19 protein-coding genes are annotated in these 16,391 nt (G+C 44.7%); 9 read left to right on the forward strand and 10 right to left on the reverse strand.

Annotated features, from left to right (window positions below; genetic code table 11):
- Nucleotides 1-100: 100 nt before the first annotated feature.
- Nucleotides 101-325, reverse strand: coding sequence for a hypothetical protein (locus NO352_RS14155; protein ID WP_289355941.1), 225 nt, complete (start codon nucleotides 323-325; stop codon nucleotides 101-103).
- A gap of 531 nt (nucleotides 326-856) precedes the next feature.
- Between NO352_RS14155 and NO352_RS14160 the strand changes: the two genes are divergently transcribed.
- Both NO352_RS14160 and NO352_RS14165 read left to right on the forward strand, forming a co-directional pair.
- A complete protein-coding gene (locus NO352_RS14160; RefSeq protein WP_163979677.1) occupies nucleotides 857-1,153 on the forward strand; it encodes a hypothetical protein in 297 nt (98 codons plus the stop codon).
- Nucleotides 1,154-1,184: 31 nt separating this feature from the next.
- Complete coding sequence (locus NO352_RS14165; RefSeq protein WP_289355942.1) at nucleotides 1,185-2,267, forward strand: M14 family metallopeptidase; 1,083 nt, start codon at nucleotides 1,185-1,187, stop codon at nucleotides 2,265-2,267.
- Between the two features lie 419 nt (nucleotides 2,268-2,686).
- Here NO352_RS14165 and NO352_RS14170 read toward each other — a convergent pair whose 3' ends face one another.
- On the reverse strand, nucleotides 2,687-3,094 hold the full coding sequence (locus NO352_RS14170; RefSeq protein WP_268600095.1) for an NUDIX hydrolase: 408 nt from the start codon (nucleotides 3,092-3,094) through the stop codon (nucleotides 2,687-2,689).
- A gap of 300 nt (nucleotides 3,095-3,394) precedes the next feature.
- On the opposite strand from NO352_RS14170, the gene NO352_RS14175 reads away from it, so the two are divergent.
- From NO352_RS14175 to NO352_RS14195, 5 genes are all read left to right on the forward strand, one after another.
- Nucleotides 3,395-3,976, forward strand: coding sequence for a TetR/AcrR family transcriptional regulator (locus tag NO352_RS14175; protein WP_005546334.1), 582 nt, complete (start codon nucleotides 3,395-3,397; stop codon nucleotides 3,974-3,976).
- Between the two features lie 110 nt (nucleotides 3,977-4,086).
- Complete coding sequence (locus tag NO352_RS14180) at nucleotides 4,087-4,911, forward strand: transporter substrate-binding domain-containing protein (protein WP_289355944.1); 825 nt, start codon at nucleotides 4,087-4,089, stop codon at nucleotides 4,909-4,911.
- A 23-nt stretch (nucleotides 4,912-4,934) separates the two neighbouring features.
- Entirely contained in the window at nucleotides 4,935-5,579 is a 645-nt protein-coding gene (locus tag NO352_RS14185; protein ID WP_163979681.1) for an amino acid ABC transporter permease, read from the forward strand.
- Nucleotides 5,580-5,594: 15 nt separating this feature from the next.
- Nucleotides 5,595-6,389, forward strand: coding sequence for an amino acid ABC transporter ATP-binding protein (locus tag NO352_RS14190; protein ID WP_289355945.1), 795 nt, complete (start codon nucleotides 5,595-5,597; stop codon nucleotides 6,387-6,389).
- Between the two features lie 167 nt (nucleotides 6,390-6,556).
- Complete coding sequence (locus NO352_RS14195) at nucleotides 6,557-7,771, forward strand: M24 family metallopeptidase (protein ID WP_289355946.1); 1,215 nt, start codon at nucleotides 6,557-6,559, stop codon at nucleotides 7,769-7,771.
- A gap of 145 nt (nucleotides 7,772-7,916) precedes the next feature.
- Here NO352_RS14195 and NO352_RS14200 read toward each other — a convergent pair whose 3' ends face one another.
- A complete protein-coding gene (locus tag NO352_RS14200) occupies nucleotides 7,917-8,321 on the reverse strand; it encodes a PH domain-containing protein (RefSeq protein ID WP_289355947.1) in 405 nt (134 codons plus the stop codon).
- A gap of 77 nt (nucleotides 8,322-8,398) precedes the next feature.
- Here NO352_RS14200 and NO352_RS14205 point away from each other — a divergent pair, with 77 nt between their 5' ends.
- Nucleotides 8,399-8,494 carry a hypothetical protein gene (locus tag NO352_RS14205; protein WP_289355983.1) on the forward strand — a complete coding sequence of 32 codons (96 nt, stop codon included), beginning with the start codon at nucleotides 8,399-8,401 and terminating at the stop codon, nucleotides 8,492-8,494.
- A gap of 87 nt (nucleotides 8,495-8,581) precedes the next feature.
- On the opposite strand, the gene NO352_RS14210 is transcribed toward NO352_RS14205, so the two are convergent.
- From NO352_RS14210 to NO352_RS14225, 4 genes are all read right to left on the reverse strand, one after another.
- Nucleotides 8,582-9,178, reverse strand: coding sequence for a TetR/AcrR family transcriptional regulator (locus tag NO352_RS14210; protein WP_005546318.1), 597 nt, complete (start codon nucleotides 9,176-9,178; stop codon nucleotides 8,582-8,584).
- 181 nt (nucleotides 9,179-9,359) lie between these two features.
- Nucleotides 9,360-10,577: an epoxide hydrolase family protein gene (locus NO352_RS14215; protein ID WP_268619905.1), complete on the reverse strand. Its 1,218-nt coding sequence runs from the start codon at nucleotides 10,575-10,577 to the stop codon at nucleotides 9,360-9,362.
- Nucleotides 10,578-10,606: 29 nt separating this feature from the next.
- On the reverse strand, nucleotides 10,607-11,044 hold the full coding sequence (locus NO352_RS14220) for a nuclear transport factor 2 family protein (RefSeq protein ID WP_005546315.1): 438 nt from the start codon (nucleotides 11,042-11,044) through the stop codon (nucleotides 10,607-10,609).
- A 466-nt stretch (nucleotides 11,045-11,510) separates the two neighbouring features.
- Nucleotides 11,511-12,908 (reverse strand): TraB/GumN family protein, encoded by a 1,398-nt coding sequence (locus NO352_RS14225; RefSeq protein ID WP_289355948.1) that lies wholly within the window; start codon nucleotides 12,906-12,908, stop codon nucleotides 11,511-11,513.
- A gap of 270 nt (nucleotides 12,909-13,178) precedes the next feature.
- Here NO352_RS14225 and NO352_RS14230 point away from each other — a divergent pair, with 270 nt between their 5' ends.
- Nucleotides 13,179-13,745 carry a GNAT family N-acetyltransferase gene (locus NO352_RS14230; protein WP_289355949.1) on the forward strand — a complete coding sequence of 189 codons (567 nt, stop codon included), beginning with the start codon at nucleotides 13,179-13,181 and terminating at the stop codon, nucleotides 13,743-13,745.
- A 171-nt stretch (nucleotides 13,746-13,916) separates the two neighbouring features.
- Here the strand turns inward: NO352_RS14230 and NO352_RS14235 are convergent, their stop codons facing one another.
- The 3 genes from NO352_RS14235 to NO352_RS25145 form a co-directional block, all read right to left on the reverse strand.
- Nucleotides 13,917-15,242 carry a family 8 glycosyl hydrolase gene (locus tag NO352_RS14235; RefSeq protein ID WP_289355950.1) on the reverse strand — a complete coding sequence of 442 codons (1,326 nt, stop codon included), beginning with the start codon at nucleotides 15,240-15,242 and terminating at the stop codon, nucleotides 13,917-13,919.
- A gap of 120 nt (nucleotides 15,243-15,362) precedes the next feature.
- Nucleotides 15,363-15,908, reverse strand: coding sequence for a nucleotidyltransferase family protein (locus tag NO352_RS14240; protein ID WP_289355951.1), 546 nt, complete (start codon nucleotides 15,906-15,908; stop codon nucleotides 15,363-15,365).
- 29 nt (nucleotides 15,909-15,937) lie between these two features.
- Nucleotides 15,938-16,174, reverse strand: a complete 237-nt coding sequence (locus NO352_RS25145) for a VOC family protein (RefSeq protein ID WP_338134877.1) — start codon at nucleotides 16,172-16,174, stop codon at nucleotides 15,938-15,940.
- Nucleotides 16,175-16,391: the final 217 nt, after the last annotated feature.

A 16,391-nucleotide genomic window follows, 5' to 3' on the forward strand; every position in this document is an offset into this window, starting at 1 on the left:
GCAAAGCGCCCGTAGTCCCTCCGTTCGTGAAGGAGCTGCAGTCCTTCTCGTTTTTGCTCAATTCCGAATGTTCATGTATGTTTCATTAATAGAAGCATGTTCAACAAGCACCCCACTGTACCTTTCCTTGATTATCGATGCGGTCAGTCGCGTCTGGCGTAAGTAACATACGCTTCTTAGTGTCCTCGTTCAAATAAAGCGTCCGGATCTGAGACACGACCACCTTTTTGGTATCCAAATCAAAGACTGCCTCGTCAACATATATTCTCTCCGCTGAACGTTTCGCTTTCTCCTCAGCGGTTCTGAGGAATAATTTCTTATTCAATTTGTCCTCTTCTCTTATATCCGTAAGCTTAACTTCCTAGTCCTAATTCACGGCGATTTGCTGTGCAGCACATGTATCTCTGCTCGTATCCATTCTTGTCTTTTGTGTTAAAGGTATAATTATATGCTGCATATTTGAGGGGAACCATTCATGCAAACAAATGCCTGTATCCCTTATACAATCACTCCTAGCAAACAAGAATAAACTCATCAACACATGGAAATATTAAACGTGCGAAGAAAATCAGCCTAGGAGTTGACATGATTGCAACGACATTTTTTTGCACGGGGAAAAAAGTATTAATTAAAGAAATCCCCGATGTTGTTGCCATTCATTTTGACTTTCTGGCATTATGACAAGTTCGGATCAGGACGAATTAATGCTTCCAGTGCTGTTATTCAAGCTCGTTCCAGTGTAGAAAAAGCTTCAACTAATCGTGTCATTTAAAGTTGGATTCATACACGATGTACATCTATTACGTATATGAAGAAGAGCAGCATAATACCAAACTTGAGCAATGGATGGAGAACTATGATAAAAAAAATTGCAATAACGACGGACACTCGTGAAGAGATGAATAAGCTTGTACGCAGCGCATCTATTGATATGAGCTGTGGCGGGCCAAATCGACAGCCCGACGGAACATTTGTTATAGAGGCCTATGTACCGGATGATCACGTGAATGATTTGAGTTCGCAAGGCTACCGTTATGAAATTCTTGAACATATTAGTCGGTCCATGTTAGAACAACGACAGCAAGAAGTCGGTAACGCCGATCGTTATGAGGGTGGCAATGTAGCGCCTCAAGGCACTGGGATTAAGCGATAACACAAGTCTATGCTTGACAGGAGGAAAAAAGGTGGCTTACTTAAATGTGAACGAAGTGGAGTCGGCTATTATTGCTCTAAGCCGCAAATATCCGAACTTCACGAAGTTAATTACACTTCCCCATAAAAGTGTAGAGCAGCGTACATCTCATGCGTTACACCTATCAAGTCATTTTCAAAGCAAACGAAATACAATCTTTTTAACTGGCGGCGTTCATGCACGCGAATGGGGAAGCTGTGAAATTTGTGTGTTTTTGGCGGCAGATTTATTGGAGGCCTATGACCAAGGTACCGGGTTAGTCTATGGAGGAAAAAACTTCACTTCAACTGAGATCAAATCGCTCTTCGAGTCCATTGATTTTGTTATTTTTCCAGATGTTAACCCAGATGGCCGTTTATACAGCCAAACGATAGAAGCGTTGTGGAGACGTAACCGGAATCCAGCTGATAGTGGAGGAAATAACAGTTGTGTTGGAGTTGATATAAATCGAAATTTCGATTTTTTATGGAATTTCCCAGACCACTTCTCCCCTTTAGCGCCAGTTCGCACGTCCACAGACCCGTGCAGCATAGACCAGACGTATCATGGCAGCACTCCCGCTTCCGAACATGAGACGCAAAATGTTATTTGGATATTCGATAACTTTCCGCAAATTAAGTGGTATGTGGATATCCACTCATACGGAGAGAAAATTTTAACAAACTGGGGAGATGATGAAAACCAGTCGAATCAACAAAATATGAACTTTATGAACCCTGCATTTGATACAGTCCGCGGGTTAAAAGGAGATAACGCCTATAAAGAGTATATTTCGAACGAGGATCGAACGGTGACCCTTGCGCTAGCAAACGCGATGCACCAAGGCATTAAAGCCGTTCGAGGACGAAATTATCAGGTACAGCAGGCGTTCGACCTTTATCCTACTTCCGGCACCTCTGATGACTATGCGTATAGTCGTCATATGACTGATCCGAACAAAGGGAAAATTTACGGCTTTACGATTGAATGGGGCAGGGAATTTCAACCGCCGTGGACAGAGATGCAGCAAATTGTTAGCGAAGTGTCCGCCGGCATTATTCAATTCAGCGAGTCAGCTAGTGGTGCAACGCCTTAGTGAAAAATGTAAATGAACCCCTCATTTTGCAAAGTGAAATGAGGGGTTCTCTTCGTTGCAGTGGAACCATAAGATGCGGCCATAGCTCGCTCCAATCGATCTCGTTAATCATACATCTAATAACTCATATCTAAAAAGTTTAAACTATATGCTAAGGTTGTACGATTTTTACAATCACTAGCCATTATTGTTTCTTATGACGTTGACATTTGATTAATGTTATAACTGTACATGCGCGATAGATTTGAAGCTTATTCGTATATAGTTGTGTATGATCATCAATAGTACCAATCGATTAAGGCCGAGCAACCTGTATGCTCTTTTTTACGGCATGCTGTATGTGGGGTATACCTTTTACGAGTCAAAGCCATGATTTTCGTTAGCCGATATACGAACACATCCTCGATTTATTTACAGCATTAGAACTCGACATAAAACGGCTGCTGGGAAGCATCCAAGCATTTCTCAATTCGCTCACGGAAGTTCTTCCATGTGACCATCTGCAAAGCGTCTTTTATTGGAAAATACCCCACTTCTAGCGCCTCTTCTGTCGTTGTCAGCTCACCGCCTACCTGCTTGGCTAGAAATAACGTATTGCATATTCCAGCGGATACATTCTGATAGATCCCACAGAAGCGAACAATTTCAATATCGATTCCCGCTTCTTCCCTCGTCTCACGAATGGCCGCTTGAGCGAGCGATTCCCCTTCTTCCACTTGACCACCCGGCATCTCCCATCCTCTACGCGGCCCTCTAATCAGAAAAATTTCGTGCTGTTCATTCAAAATGATGGCGCCGGCAGATACGATATGTTTTGGAGGATTCATTACGCTCGCGTCCCTTCTGTCTGCAAAATGTAATACAATGAGATGAAATAAACAAAATTTATCTTCCCCTATTATCCAAAGGCTGGATCAATTCTGTCAATTTCTCCAACTCTTCTTCCTTAAAAACTCTACATTTTCAAATCCTACTATTCCAATCAAAATTAATACTTGACACTGCGCCCATTCAAAAGTATAGTAATCGCATCGGAATTAAAACTGACTGATGAATCAGTTAAGAAAAGGGAGCGATGAACGCTGGCTATCAGATCAAATCAAGAACCGGATAGACGTCAGCAGCTCATGAATGCTGCTCTCTACCTTTTTGCAAACAAAGGATACCATTGTACGAAGATATCCGATGTGGTCAAAGCTGCCGGTGTCTCTCAAGGAACGTTCTATTGGTATTTTCAAAGCAAAGAACAAATCGTTCTCGAGTTAATTGATGAAGGCAAGGAGAAACTAAGCAAAGTCATTGCTCAAGGCTATCGCAAGCATACAGGGACTGTCGATGATATGATAAGCTCCTCGACTCGACTGCTCACCGAGCTATTCACATTCGCTGATCAGAATCGGAATTTGATGGCTCTCCTTCTTATGAAGGGGCAAGGCGCCGATCCTCCCGTTCGAGAAGCTGTATCGCAAGCCTGGATTGCTTTTGAAGCAGCATTCAAGATGAATATACAAAGAGCAATCGAATTGGGAATGCTGCCGCAAAAAGATGATTTGTCGCTCCGCGCCAACATTCTGGTCTGCTTACTTACAGGCGTGTTGTCCAAATGGCTGTTCGGCCCTATGCATGAGGTCGATTACCAGTCTGCCTATTCGCCAGCAGCAATCGCAGAAGCAACTGCCACATTCGAATTTCGGGGACTTCTCGGATAATTCCGATTACGGCTGCCGAAGCCCATATACATGCACGGTTCAACGTGAATATGATCATTTCATTGGAGTTCAAATGGAAACAGCTACAACATCACAAGGAGGCAACAATCATGTCATTCCATTTCAAAAAACTTCTGAAAGCTACTACTCTATTAACGGTTCTCGCGGTGGCACTTGTCGGATGCGGAAGCAAATCGACAACGGATGCGGGCTCCGCTAACGCACTGGAACAAATTAAAAAATCCGGAAAAATTAAAATCGGGCTTATGGGCACTTATGCCCCATACAACTTCATTAACGATAAGCGTGAGGTCGACGGCTTCGATGCTGATATTGCCAAGGCAGTCGCGAAACATATCGGAGTAGAGGTCGAGTTCATCACTGGCGAATTCTCCGGATTGATCGAAGGATTGCAAAAGGATAAATACGATGCGCTAGTCAGCCAAGTTACCATTACAGACGATCGCAAGCAGAAGATGGATTTCTCCACTCCTTATGTGAAAAATGCCGTAAATGTCATCGTGAAGAGTGACAATACGTCCATCCAGAAAATTGAAGACTTCAAAGACAAGAAGATCGGTGTCGGTCTTGGAACGAATGATGAGAAATATTTGCGCGATGCTGCAATGCCTAAGGTTGGAAAGTTTGAAATTGCGACTTACAACGATGTCATTACCTCCTTGCAGGATTTGAATGTGGGACGCATCGATGCAACGATTAACAACGTATTTGCGCTCAAGCCGTTGATTGAGAAAAATCATTTCGACGTGAAGGCTGTCGGTGAGCCTATCAAAGAAGATGTAGCCGGTATCGCCATTCGCAAGAACAATCCGGAGCTGCTTGCCGCCATCAACAAAGCATTGGAAGAAATGAAATCGGACGGCACATTCAAAGAAATTTTCAAAAAATGGTTTGATGTAGAGCCTAACATTTAAGCCATTCCGGGAGGGTACAAGAGATGGAACTCGTCATGCAAAACCTAGACTTTTTATTTACAGGCGCATATTACACCCTGCTGATTACGATCGTTTCCATGTTCTTTGGACTCCTCATCGGGTTGGTTGTCGCCGTAGCTCGCTTGAAGGGAAATAAGTTCATCCGCAATGTCGCTAGAATTTATGTGTCTATCATTCGCGGAACGCCGATATTGGTACAGATTTTCATTATTTACTATGGACTACCCGACTTTGGGATTACACTCGGGCCGCTCACAGCGGCCTTTATTTCACTTAGTATCAACATCAGCGCGTACTTGTCCGAAACATTCCGCGGCGCCATCCTTTCCGTATCCAACGGACAGACCGAAGCTGCTTTATCATTAGGCTTATCTCCCTGGCAAACGATGTGGAGAGTTGTGCTTCCGCAGGCGGCGCGCGTAGCGATCCCACCGATGGGCAATACCTTCATCGGCATGCTGAAGGAGACATCTCTCGTCTCGGTCGTTACCGTAACGGAGCTGCTTCGCTCCGCCCAACTGCTTATTGCACAATATTATGTGGCAATGCCATTTTTCATTGCGATTGCCCTCATGTATTGGGTAATGAGTATTGGCTTCTCAGCGATTTTGAACCGTATTGAAATTCGCTTGTCTAAAGCCTATTAAGGACGTGTGATCAACATGATTGAAGTAAACAAACTAAGGAAACGGTTCGGAGATTTGCTTGTGTTCGAAGATATCAATCTGCAAGTTCGATCTGGTGAAATCGTCGTATTGGTCGGGCCTAGCGGTTCGGGAAAAAGTACATTGCTGCGCTGCCTGAACGGACTGGAGGTTCCAGACTCCGGTTCCATACATGTCGGTAGTGCCGAATGGAATACCGCAATGGATGCTGCTTCTAAAAAGAAAGCCGTTCAGCAAATTCGCACGTTAACAGGCATGGTGTTCCAATCGTTCAACCTGTTTCCGCATATGACCGTGTTGGACAATGTTATCATGGCCCCAACAATCGTCAAAAAGCTGTCCAAAGCGGAAGCGATTAAGATTGGGGAAACGTTGCTTGCTAAGGTAGGACTGCTGCATAAAAAGGATGCGTATCCTTCTAGGCTGTCCGGGGGTCAGCAGCAGCGTGTTGCAATTGCGCGGGCACTTGCGATGCAGCCTGAAATTATGCTCTTCGATGAACCGACATCCGCGCTCGATCCGGAACTCACAGGCGAAGTGCTTGCGGTAATGAAGCAGCTCGCTGCGGAAGGCATGACTATGATCGTCGTAACGCACGAGATGAAATTCGCCCAAGAAGTTGCCAATCGCGTCATTTTCATGAGTGACGGCAAAATTCAAGAGGAAAGCGCGCCTGAGCAGTTTTTCAATCAACCTAAGACAGAGCGCGCCCGCAAGTTTTTGCGGCAGCTCGCAAATGATCCAGACACGATCACGCAGGAAATAACGACGCCCGAAGCGGAAGTAAAGTAAGAGCAGTAGAAATGAAAATATCAATGGAATACCAATTGCAAAACCATTTGCAGCAACAATGGCACAGAAATGGACATGGATATGGAGATGCAACCGAAATGCTATTCCATTAAAATTCGAATGGGATTGGAATTGAATATCGAACTTTCATCAAAGGAGAGACTGTCATGATGAACGACAAAGCAGAGCATCTGAAGCATGTCACCGAGCGTGCACGACAAATCATGGAACGTGAACAGATAGACGCCATCGTGGCATCTGGCTGCGAGAACTTCTACTATTTATCCGGCCATCCGAGCACGTTCATGTACACCTTGCGTATGAGCGAAGTCGCACTAGCCGTCATGTTCCGTGATTCGTCGCGCCGCACGGTCATCATCATGAACGAATTTGAAGCCGCAGGCGTTCCAGAGGACTTGCCCCAATGCGAGCTCCGAACATACCCAACCTGGGTCGACGTCGATGATCCGCTTGGATTGCGTGGTGATAAATATGAAGGGAAACGCCCAGTGAATCATCAGGTTCAGGAGATGTTTGGATTGCTCCATGAGGTGCTCGCTGAGTATGGAGTAAGCAGTGGAAAGGTTGCCGTGGAGCTGAACGCTATGAAGTACGGAGCTGTACGCGCCTTGCAAGATGCTTTGCCCCATGTCGAGCTATCAGAGGCAAGCCCAATTTTGACCGAACTGCGTGCACAGAAAACGCCATGGGAAGTGGAACAGCTCCGCAAGAGCTGCACCTACGCCGAAATTGGCATAACCGACGCGATAAAAGGAATCTCCGTCGGAAGCTCTGCTTCTGATATCGCAGATGCGTTCCGTCTTGCCCTGCTGACTCATGCAAATGGAGCAAATTCCCGCTTCCATATGATATCTGTTGGGGATTATTTCGCCCCTGCACATATTTTCGATACACGACCTGGACAAGTTGGTGAAGTGATCAAGTTTGATGTCGGTGTCGACGTCAACGGATACGGCTCAGACATCGCTCGCACATTTGTGCTCGGTTCCCCTTCCGATACGGTACAGCGTATCTACAACGCGCTGCGGACTGGACATGATCATCTGCTCGAGATCATTGAGCCGGGGATGCCAATGAAGCATGCCTTTAACGAAGCAATGTCTGTCATCCGCCGTTCCGGCCTTCCGACTTATAATCGTGGACATTTGGGCCACAGTGCAGGATTAAGCTTAGCTGCAGAGGAAGCTCCATTCCTCAGTCCATCCGAGGACACAGAGTTTCAGCCGGGCATGGTTATCTGCTTGGAGACACCCTACTACGGATACGGCATCGGATCGATTATGATCGAGGATATGGTGCTGATTACTGACAACGGAATGGAACGATTAAATACGTTGTCACGGGATTTGATTTCACTTTAGCTTTACTTTTCATAATAGAACTCTATCATGTGACATAAAAGTCAGAAAGATGACCGAAACCAGCTTTCTGACTTTGTTTTACTTTATCTAACAATGTCTTCATTAGCGCTCAAACTGATACATACTCTCGACTTCATTTTCTATTCTATATGTTTCTATATGCCACTGAAGCCAACACCTTACGAATAACATCCACCACCAGCTGCGGTTCATCATCAATTACCATATGCCCGCTCTTCGCTGCTACTATCAGTTCGCTGTTCGATGAAATGTTCAACATTCGCCGCTGACCTTTCTGCCAAATCTCCTTGAGTTTCTTTGCTGCTTCTTCCGAAATGCCCGTACTTGAATAAGGATGCGGAATACCTCGTGGAATCACTCTTACCGGCATATCTCCCAGCTTTTGCCCCCGAACCGCATTTTCCACGCTTTCAATCAGCTTTGCTTCTTCCGCAACGGCATCGAAGTAGCTTGGCTTATCAACCACATTCATAAATTGGGAACGCTTTTCCTCTGCAACCATCCCCTTCAGCAGGGAATCTTGAAACAATCTGAGCACTCCTGAATTCTTGATTAGCCCGAGTCGAGAAGCTATATGCGCTGCTGGATGGGCTTGCCCTCCATCTCATCCTTCATCCGAAGCGCCTACAAGCCGAGCATGTTGAACGTATTCTGGAAGAGCATCTTCAGTCATTGTGCATTAGTCAAGAAAATGAGCTCTAAATACGGATGACAATCCCGATCACATAGCTGTAAATGAGAACAGACCAATGTCCGCCTTCTATGGGGGGACGATCGGTCTGTTTTTTATTATATGAAAGTTTGCCCCTGGCGGCTCACTGCGTTCCAGCAAGCGAGAATCGCTTTATCCACAATATCATCTGTTAGCTCAATCAAATTTTGCTGATTAGCCTTTAAGAGATAAACAATGGATCCATAGTGCATCTGCACCATTATTTGAGGCTCCAATTGAACGAATAGGCCTTCCTCGACTGCCTTTTGATACATCTTCTCTAGTGGGCCGCACCAGCCGTCCTTGTAAGCTTCCAGCTTAGACTGCTCGTAAATATAAGGAGAGAATGAATACTGCTCAATAAAACGAAACCCCTTCGGATACTTATTGCCCAGCTCGATTAAGTTGCGCCAAGCATTACGAAACTGCTTCTGAATAGAATCAGTCTCGTTTATGTTCTTCGTTACGAACTCTCCGTTAAATCGCACGATCGCCTTGTACAGTTCATTAATGATATCTTCCTTGCTGCTGAAATAGTGATAAATGTTTCCAGTAGAAACACCTGAATTCTTAGCGATCAGCGACATGGACGTAGCCTGCAGTTCCCTGTCGATGATCAGATCCAGAGTTGTCTCAAGGACGGCCTGCTGCACATTGTTGTATTGCTCGAACATGCTTACTACCTCCTTTCGCACATTCTCAAAAATCGAACAATCAATCTAAACATAATACACCATTTGACGTTCTTTTGCGATCACAGAATGTCCGAGAAAACAAAGTTTCAAAATGCCGTCGCTGATCCCATTAACTATCGTTTTTTTCGTTAGTCATTCTTCCAAATTTTCTTCTGAGATGTTATCTAAGTTTTTTAAATGTTCCACGAATATCCTCAATAATGGCATCTGGGTTTTCCCATCCCGTGAAGTGCCCCCCTCTTTCATGGGCTTTCAAGTAAATCGGGTTATACCATTTTGCGTCTGGGCTGTCGAGAAACGCTTGAACGCGAGTTTCGGTAGTCGTACCTGGGATATTTTCGCCTCCAAGGAAAGTGATACCCATAGGCGCTTCAACGATCGGTGTGCGATCATGGGATGGCGTCCATGGATAACGATTCATATTTGTATACATCCGAATTGTCATCTCAATGCTGTTGCTGAACCAGAAAATCGATGCCATAGTCAGAAGCTCATCCTTGGTGTACTTGGCTTCGATGTTGTAGCCCGTATCGTCGCCCCACTTCAACCAGCGAGTCATGATCCAAGCAAGAAGTCCGACCGGAGAGTCGTTCAGCCCATAGGAGATAGTCGCAGAGTCAAGCATGTGAACGGCCACATGAGATACATAAGTGCGTTGGAAGTGAAGAATTCCTTCACGAATGTCATCAGGTGCGCCAGCCGGCACTTTAAATCCGTCGGTTAGATCCCATGGGCGTTCGCCTTGGAAGAGATTGAGCAGAATCGCATGACCCAAATGAATGCCATAAAGAGAATCCGCATATTTGTGACCAAGTTGACCTGTAATCAGCGCGCCATAGTCGGAACCACTGGCTGCATATTTTTTATGGCCTAATACCTCCGTCATGAGTTTATGGAAAAGATCTGCAATCTTCCAAAAGTTCATATCTGGTTTTGTAAGCGGCGTAGAGAACCCAAAGCCAGGGAGCGAAGGAATATAAACATCAAATGCATCTTCAGGATCTCCGCCGTATGCAGAAGGATCTGCCAATGGGCCAATGACTTTGCTCCAGTGCCAGAATGTCCAAGGCCAGCCATGGCTAATAATTAGCGGAATTGGATTTGGTCCCTTACCAGGCTTATGCATAAAGTGAATAGGTACGCCATCTATCTCTACTTTATAGTGATCAAAAGCGTTAATCTGCGCTTCTGCTTTGCGCCAGTCGAATTGACTAGCCCAGTAGTCAACCAATTCACTCATATATTTAGCATCGATACCATAGTATCGGTCTTCATTTCCTGGATTGCTGATGAATCGAGTATCCTTCAAGCGTCTTTTGAGATCAGCAATTTGTTCGTCCGATACATGAATGTTCATTTTATATTGTACAAGTGACATAATAGTCATCCCTCCGTTAATTTACTCATCTATTTGATGAATTCCATTTTAACTCTAGTAATTTTTAAGGACTGAATGAACCATTTGCCATCGACCTTCTCGTACGTATCGTGATAATGGCCATAGCCGCGGATCAATGAAAACTCCGAGCCCTCTGGAAACATAATGTTGTCTTCCATTGACCACACCGCCTTCGCAGTAGTTGACGATGTAAAGTCAAACTCACGAGAGAAGATGTGATGAATCGGTTGTGCCGCTCCAACGTTGTCATTAATAGCGTGTTGAATTTCTTGTTGACCTTTCATTCTGACAAGCAAGTTATCTTTTGCATCATAGGCTTCAAAAGTAGCTTCTGTAGTAAACAATTTTGCAAGTTCTGACCACTTTTTCTCATCTGCATACCGAACATAACGAGCCTTAAGATTGCTAATCTCTTCAATTGCGACAAGCTTTTGGATGTCGTCCATTTTTCCACTCCCTTTGTACTTCACAAAAGTATATTCAACTGATTAGACTGAATATTCATTCTAAAAACAGAACAATCTCGCTGTCGTAAACGTTCCCGCTGTCGCCGGTAAGATAAAGTAAGCCAAGCTTGGTTTTACTATAAAAAAATAAATTAGATTGAATGATCGTTCTAATCTTAAAGTATACTTTGCTTTCGCGGTCAATATTCCGATGAATTCCAATAATGAAGATCATGATTGATTCCAATTGATTTAAGAAAGAGATATCTCCTTTCCGATGAAATAGATCGAATGTTCATTCTAATCATACATCGGAATTTTCTGCCAGTCAATAGGTCACTCCCAAATATGATCGTGATATTACGATATTTGGAAATATAGACCGTTTTCGAATAGATTAAAGAAATAAGACTGATCCCCCGCCACCATTCAGCAGCATAAGGATCAGCCTCTTTTTTCAACTATTCTATTTCACGAACTCTACTTGGTAGCCTTTCGCCTTCAACTGATCAACGATCATATCTTGGATCACGTAATGGCCTGCACCTACAACGACAAAGTGCGTCGAGGAGCCTTCTTTATCTAACAGCTCCATCAGTTTCTTCGCCATGTTCTTGTCACGTTCGCCGAACAAGCGCTTTGCCGAATCAGTTTGCGTCATTTCTTCCGAGCTTGTGAAGGATTGCTTGAACTTGTCCAGATCGGCCTTGACCCACAGGCGCTGCCAAGATTTTAACAGCTCCATGGACTCATCCGGCTTGCCTGTTGGCGTCAAAACATGATCCAATGCTTCATTCAATTCCTTCTCTTGTGTTGCAACTGGAACCTTGTTGAAGATATCGGCTTGAAGCTTTAAGCCTTCCAGCTCATGAATTGGCTTGCCAGCGAGCAATGCCGAATTCGTGAAGTAGGAATCAATGCCGAGCGCAGCAGCTTGCGCCATCTCTTCTTGAGAGCCTGTCATGCCTGCAAGCGCAAGGTTAGTCGTTATTGCCCATGGCTTGAAGCCGTCAAAGACTTCCTTCGGCATCTGCATTTTCTCCAACACCTTTTGCAGCTTCGCATAGGTTTCCTTCGAGACGTGCTCCTTCAATGTCGTACCGTCTGTATACGCCATCGATTGCGTGAAGTAGTCCATATCTTTGTTGCCTAGCAGATCGACTTCAACCCACAGGGAATCTGCCTGCTTGAAAGCATCGCGTACACTCTTCTTTATCGGATACATTTCAGGAGTGCCGACATGAATCGATCCGAGCAAGTAAAGCGTATTTTGTCCTTTTGTTGCCTTCCAGAGAAGCCCCTTCGCTCCACCGTCAACGGCATCGTAGGTGTATTCTACAAGACGGCTTGCCATAACAACTGCTTGTTCAACCGTACTTGGCTTGTCCAGATCAAGTCCTTTGCCCGTTCCGTTTACAATCCCTTTTTTCTGGAGGAAAGCAATTGGCTCATCCGTTCCAATTTGAATGGATTCCGGCAAGTCATATTGAGTCAGTACACCGTATACCGCATTGATTACCGATTCTCTTGTAATGACTTTTTCAGTCGCTGGTACTGTGAACGTATTTTTTTTCTTTAATTCCAGTGCATCCAGCTTCGCAGACGTTGCTTTCATAAGTGCTTGGAACTTGTCTGCTGATATCGGCTGTTGAAAAGTACCGTCTGTATACCATGTCAGTGGGAAAATCCCGTACTTTTCCCCCTCATTCAGTACGTTAATTGACCAAGAGCTTACACTTACTTGCGGAGCATCGACAGGAGCCTGAGTCGCTTGTGCTGGAATAACAAACCCGAGCATGGCGACTAAAGCAACGAGACCGCTGGCCAAACTACGTTTTAACACATTCCATTTGCTAGTCTTCACCAAGATTCCCCTCTCTATAGAAGATATGTATATCCTCAAACCCTACCGATTATAGCGCTTAACCTATTGAAAGGCAAGGTTATCCTATGTATTTGTAAATATATGATGATATGTTCCTGTATAGAAAAATCGTTATCAATTATGCTCAGAATCAAAAGCAGCATATGTGCCTTAGCACAGATGCCTAAATGAATCATGTCATACTCCCTTGGGTTGTGCTAAAATCATGAAAAAATAACTTTGACACCATGAATAGAAAGGGGAGCGTGTATGAACCAGAGTTTTTACATTCGCATGGCAGTTGAATCTGATGCGCAGGAGCTGTTACACATCTACGCCCCGTATGTGACGGATACGGCTATCACCTTTGAGTACACCGTGCCAACTGTCCAAGAATTTGCCAATCGAATTCAGAATACTCTGCAAAGATATCCCTATCTCGTCATTGTTCAAAACGAGCAAATTTGCGGATATGCATATGCTTCTGTCTTTAAAGGCCGTGCTGCATATGACTGGTCAGTTGAAACAAGCGTGTATCTGCGGCAGGATTGTCGCGGGGGTGGACTGGGCAAGGCGCTATATTATGCTTTAGAGGAAGCTTTAAAGCGGCAAAATGTGATCAATGTGAACGCATGTATATCCTATCCAAGTAAACCGAATGAATATTTGGACACCGCCAGCGAAAAATTTCACAGCCATTTGGGCTATAAGAAGGTGGCCCATTTCACCAAATGCGCGTACAAATTTGACCAGTGGTACGATATGATTTGGATGGAGAAAATGTTAGGGGATCACGCAGACAAGCCCGAACCGTTCATTCCAATTACCGAGCTGTAACGATGTCAATAGAGCACTTGAAATAAGTGCCTCCGACTCTTTTTACTCTGTTAATAATCGTTTTAACTACTTACTCATTACACTAGCAGACCGAAGGTTCAAAAATAGCGGCAGTCTAAAACTTTATTTCCAGTCAAAGACTACCGCTATTTTATTGGTGCAATTCTTTCCCTAAGGTCTCCACCAGTTTCCGGACACTGTAATTAAGCTCAGAAGTCGGATGCTATTCGAAAAATACGTATTGCTGTTCGTCGATTTTGAAATCGTATTCGACCACAACGCGTTCAGCCAAGCTTGGTTGCTATTGTCGATCATCGCGCTCACTGCGAATGGAGTTGCAAATGTCAAATCATAGTAGGAGTTAATTTGATTCCCGTTAAGTCGGTAGCCTGCCTTGATTTTTGCTGGATCGCTCCCTGTCTTTCCCTTTATCCAGTTATTCAATTGGGTCAGCTGTGCTTTTGCCCTTGAATCTCCGGTAAGTATATAGTCCGTAGCAATGCGCCAAGGTGTGCGGCTGGCATTGTAGTAGTAATAGCCGTCTTTATCTGTTTCCAAATACTCGCCAACAGCCGGCTTGTAACCACTTGATTCCTTCGTTGCAAAGTCAGGCAATAAACCTGTAGAGCCAGCGTAACCCGTATATAGCTGCTGAATGATAGAGTAGGTCTGATTCAATACCGTATCCCAACGTCCATCTCCTGTCGCTGCACGGAAAGCACGCAAATGGTTCAGCATATAATCGGATGGCCGTGTGCCCTTGCCCCATTTTGAGCTGGAGTCTGAAGCCCAATCCCCCAGCTTCAAGTGCCATGCCGATTGGTTCACTTCACTCGCCATAATGGCATTAATAATTTGAACGGCGGCAGATTTATAATTAATACTGCCTGAGCTGCCCCACTGCTTATCGGCAAGCAGCAATCCATATGCGATATCCATATCCCCGTCCGTAGCACCATTGACTCCCGCATCCTCGTTACTGACAATCGCAGATCCGTTGTCCTTCTGCTGCCAAGCCATGAGCTGCGCATTAATTTCGCTCGGATGAGCCTTATAGAAACGATAGAGACCGTCAAAATAGGTTTGTGCGTTGCTATCGTATCCTGCCATAATGGCCGTAATGAGCATGCCATACCCGTTCGCTTCGCTTGTCGTCACCACCTGAGGGTCATCATCCGATTCCTGATTCAAATTATAGTGGACAAAGTATTGGTTGCTGACATACGGATTCTTCTTTAAATACCGCCCCTTCCATTCGTCATACAGCCTTCTTACCTCGTTGTCCATCATTGCTTGATCCACATTGTTCGGCTTAATGACACCTGATACATAGGTAGTATGCTGTGGAAATGGACGAAGCGGAGATGCGGCAGCAACTGCAGTCGTTGACGCATCCCCATCCGGCTCATTGCTTGCGGCAGTTGGCTGAACGAATAAAGCCTGCAATGAACTGATAATAAGAGTCAAACATAACAGCCATTTTACTTGATTACGCACAGACACGGCTCCTTCCAAAGGTATCGTTCCAACGATTACATCGTTTTCACTTTAGGCTATGTCGGAAAGCCATTGTCTCATGATGAATTTACGAAACATTAACATTCTATATCCAATCCATTATTCTATAATCGTAAGAAGCGGCCACTGATCCTTCCACTTCTTACTCCTAACGCGTTCCACGTAATAACTGTGATTCGGGAACTGTGAACATCTTCTTACGACGAGCTGAAATAAATCATCTAATCCATACGGTGCACAAATATCCAATTGATCGTTTTCATCCAATCGAGCGCCGACGGCTGTCGCCGTTTCCGTCCAGTGATACAGTGCATCCCATGTGGATGTATAGGGCTCTACCCCATTATGAGTGTGCATTCTCGCTTGATTTTTGACTGACCATTTCTCATTGCCCGTCTGCTGAATCAGCGCCTGCTCCAAGCGAATGTCACGTTCCTCGGATGCATCATCGCGATCAAAATAGACAACATCAATATCACTATGTCTGCTGCGATTATCGTAGCCATGGAGCCTGTCCCACACGTAGTTGCGAATGTAACCCGCCGCAATATAGCATTGCGGCAGTTGTAACTCCTGAACGATACGCAAATCACGCATGAACGCTTCATGCTCACGCAAGTGTTGCTTCAACTGTTGTTCTAGCATTCTTTATTAACCCTCATTTCCATTGGAATCTATGATTGCTTCATTCCAACCGCGATCCATCTTCCGTCTACATCCTCGAATACAAATTCTCGATTGTTATAGTCGGTTGTTATAAGTGGACGCACAATCTTAACGCCTCTTGCGGTAAGCTCATCCAGCATTCCCTGCTGATCCGTCGTAATAAAGTATCCATCGTATCCATATCCATGGAGCAATCGATTCGGCTTGAAGTTTTCTGGCTCGCCCTTTGTCAACACAATTTCCATCGCATCTCGGTACAAGCATACATGCGGTTCTGCAGATTCTAATTAATAGACCGAGCGGAATCCTAGATTATAGTACTCATCTGTACGATGTAAATCTGGTGTTGGAAACATTTGGAGGAAGGAAGCAAATGATGCGGTTGTTGTCATTTCACTCCTCTTCCCTTCCATGTCATCTAACAATTTGTGAACAGCCTATCTGTAACTTCAACGATCCGTT

Origin of the sequence: Paenibacillus sp. S-12, assembly GCF_030363895.1 — a bacterium.
Lineage (GTDB): Bacteria > Bacillota > Bacilli > Paenibacillales > Paenibacillaceae > Paenibacillus_B > Paenibacillus_B alvei.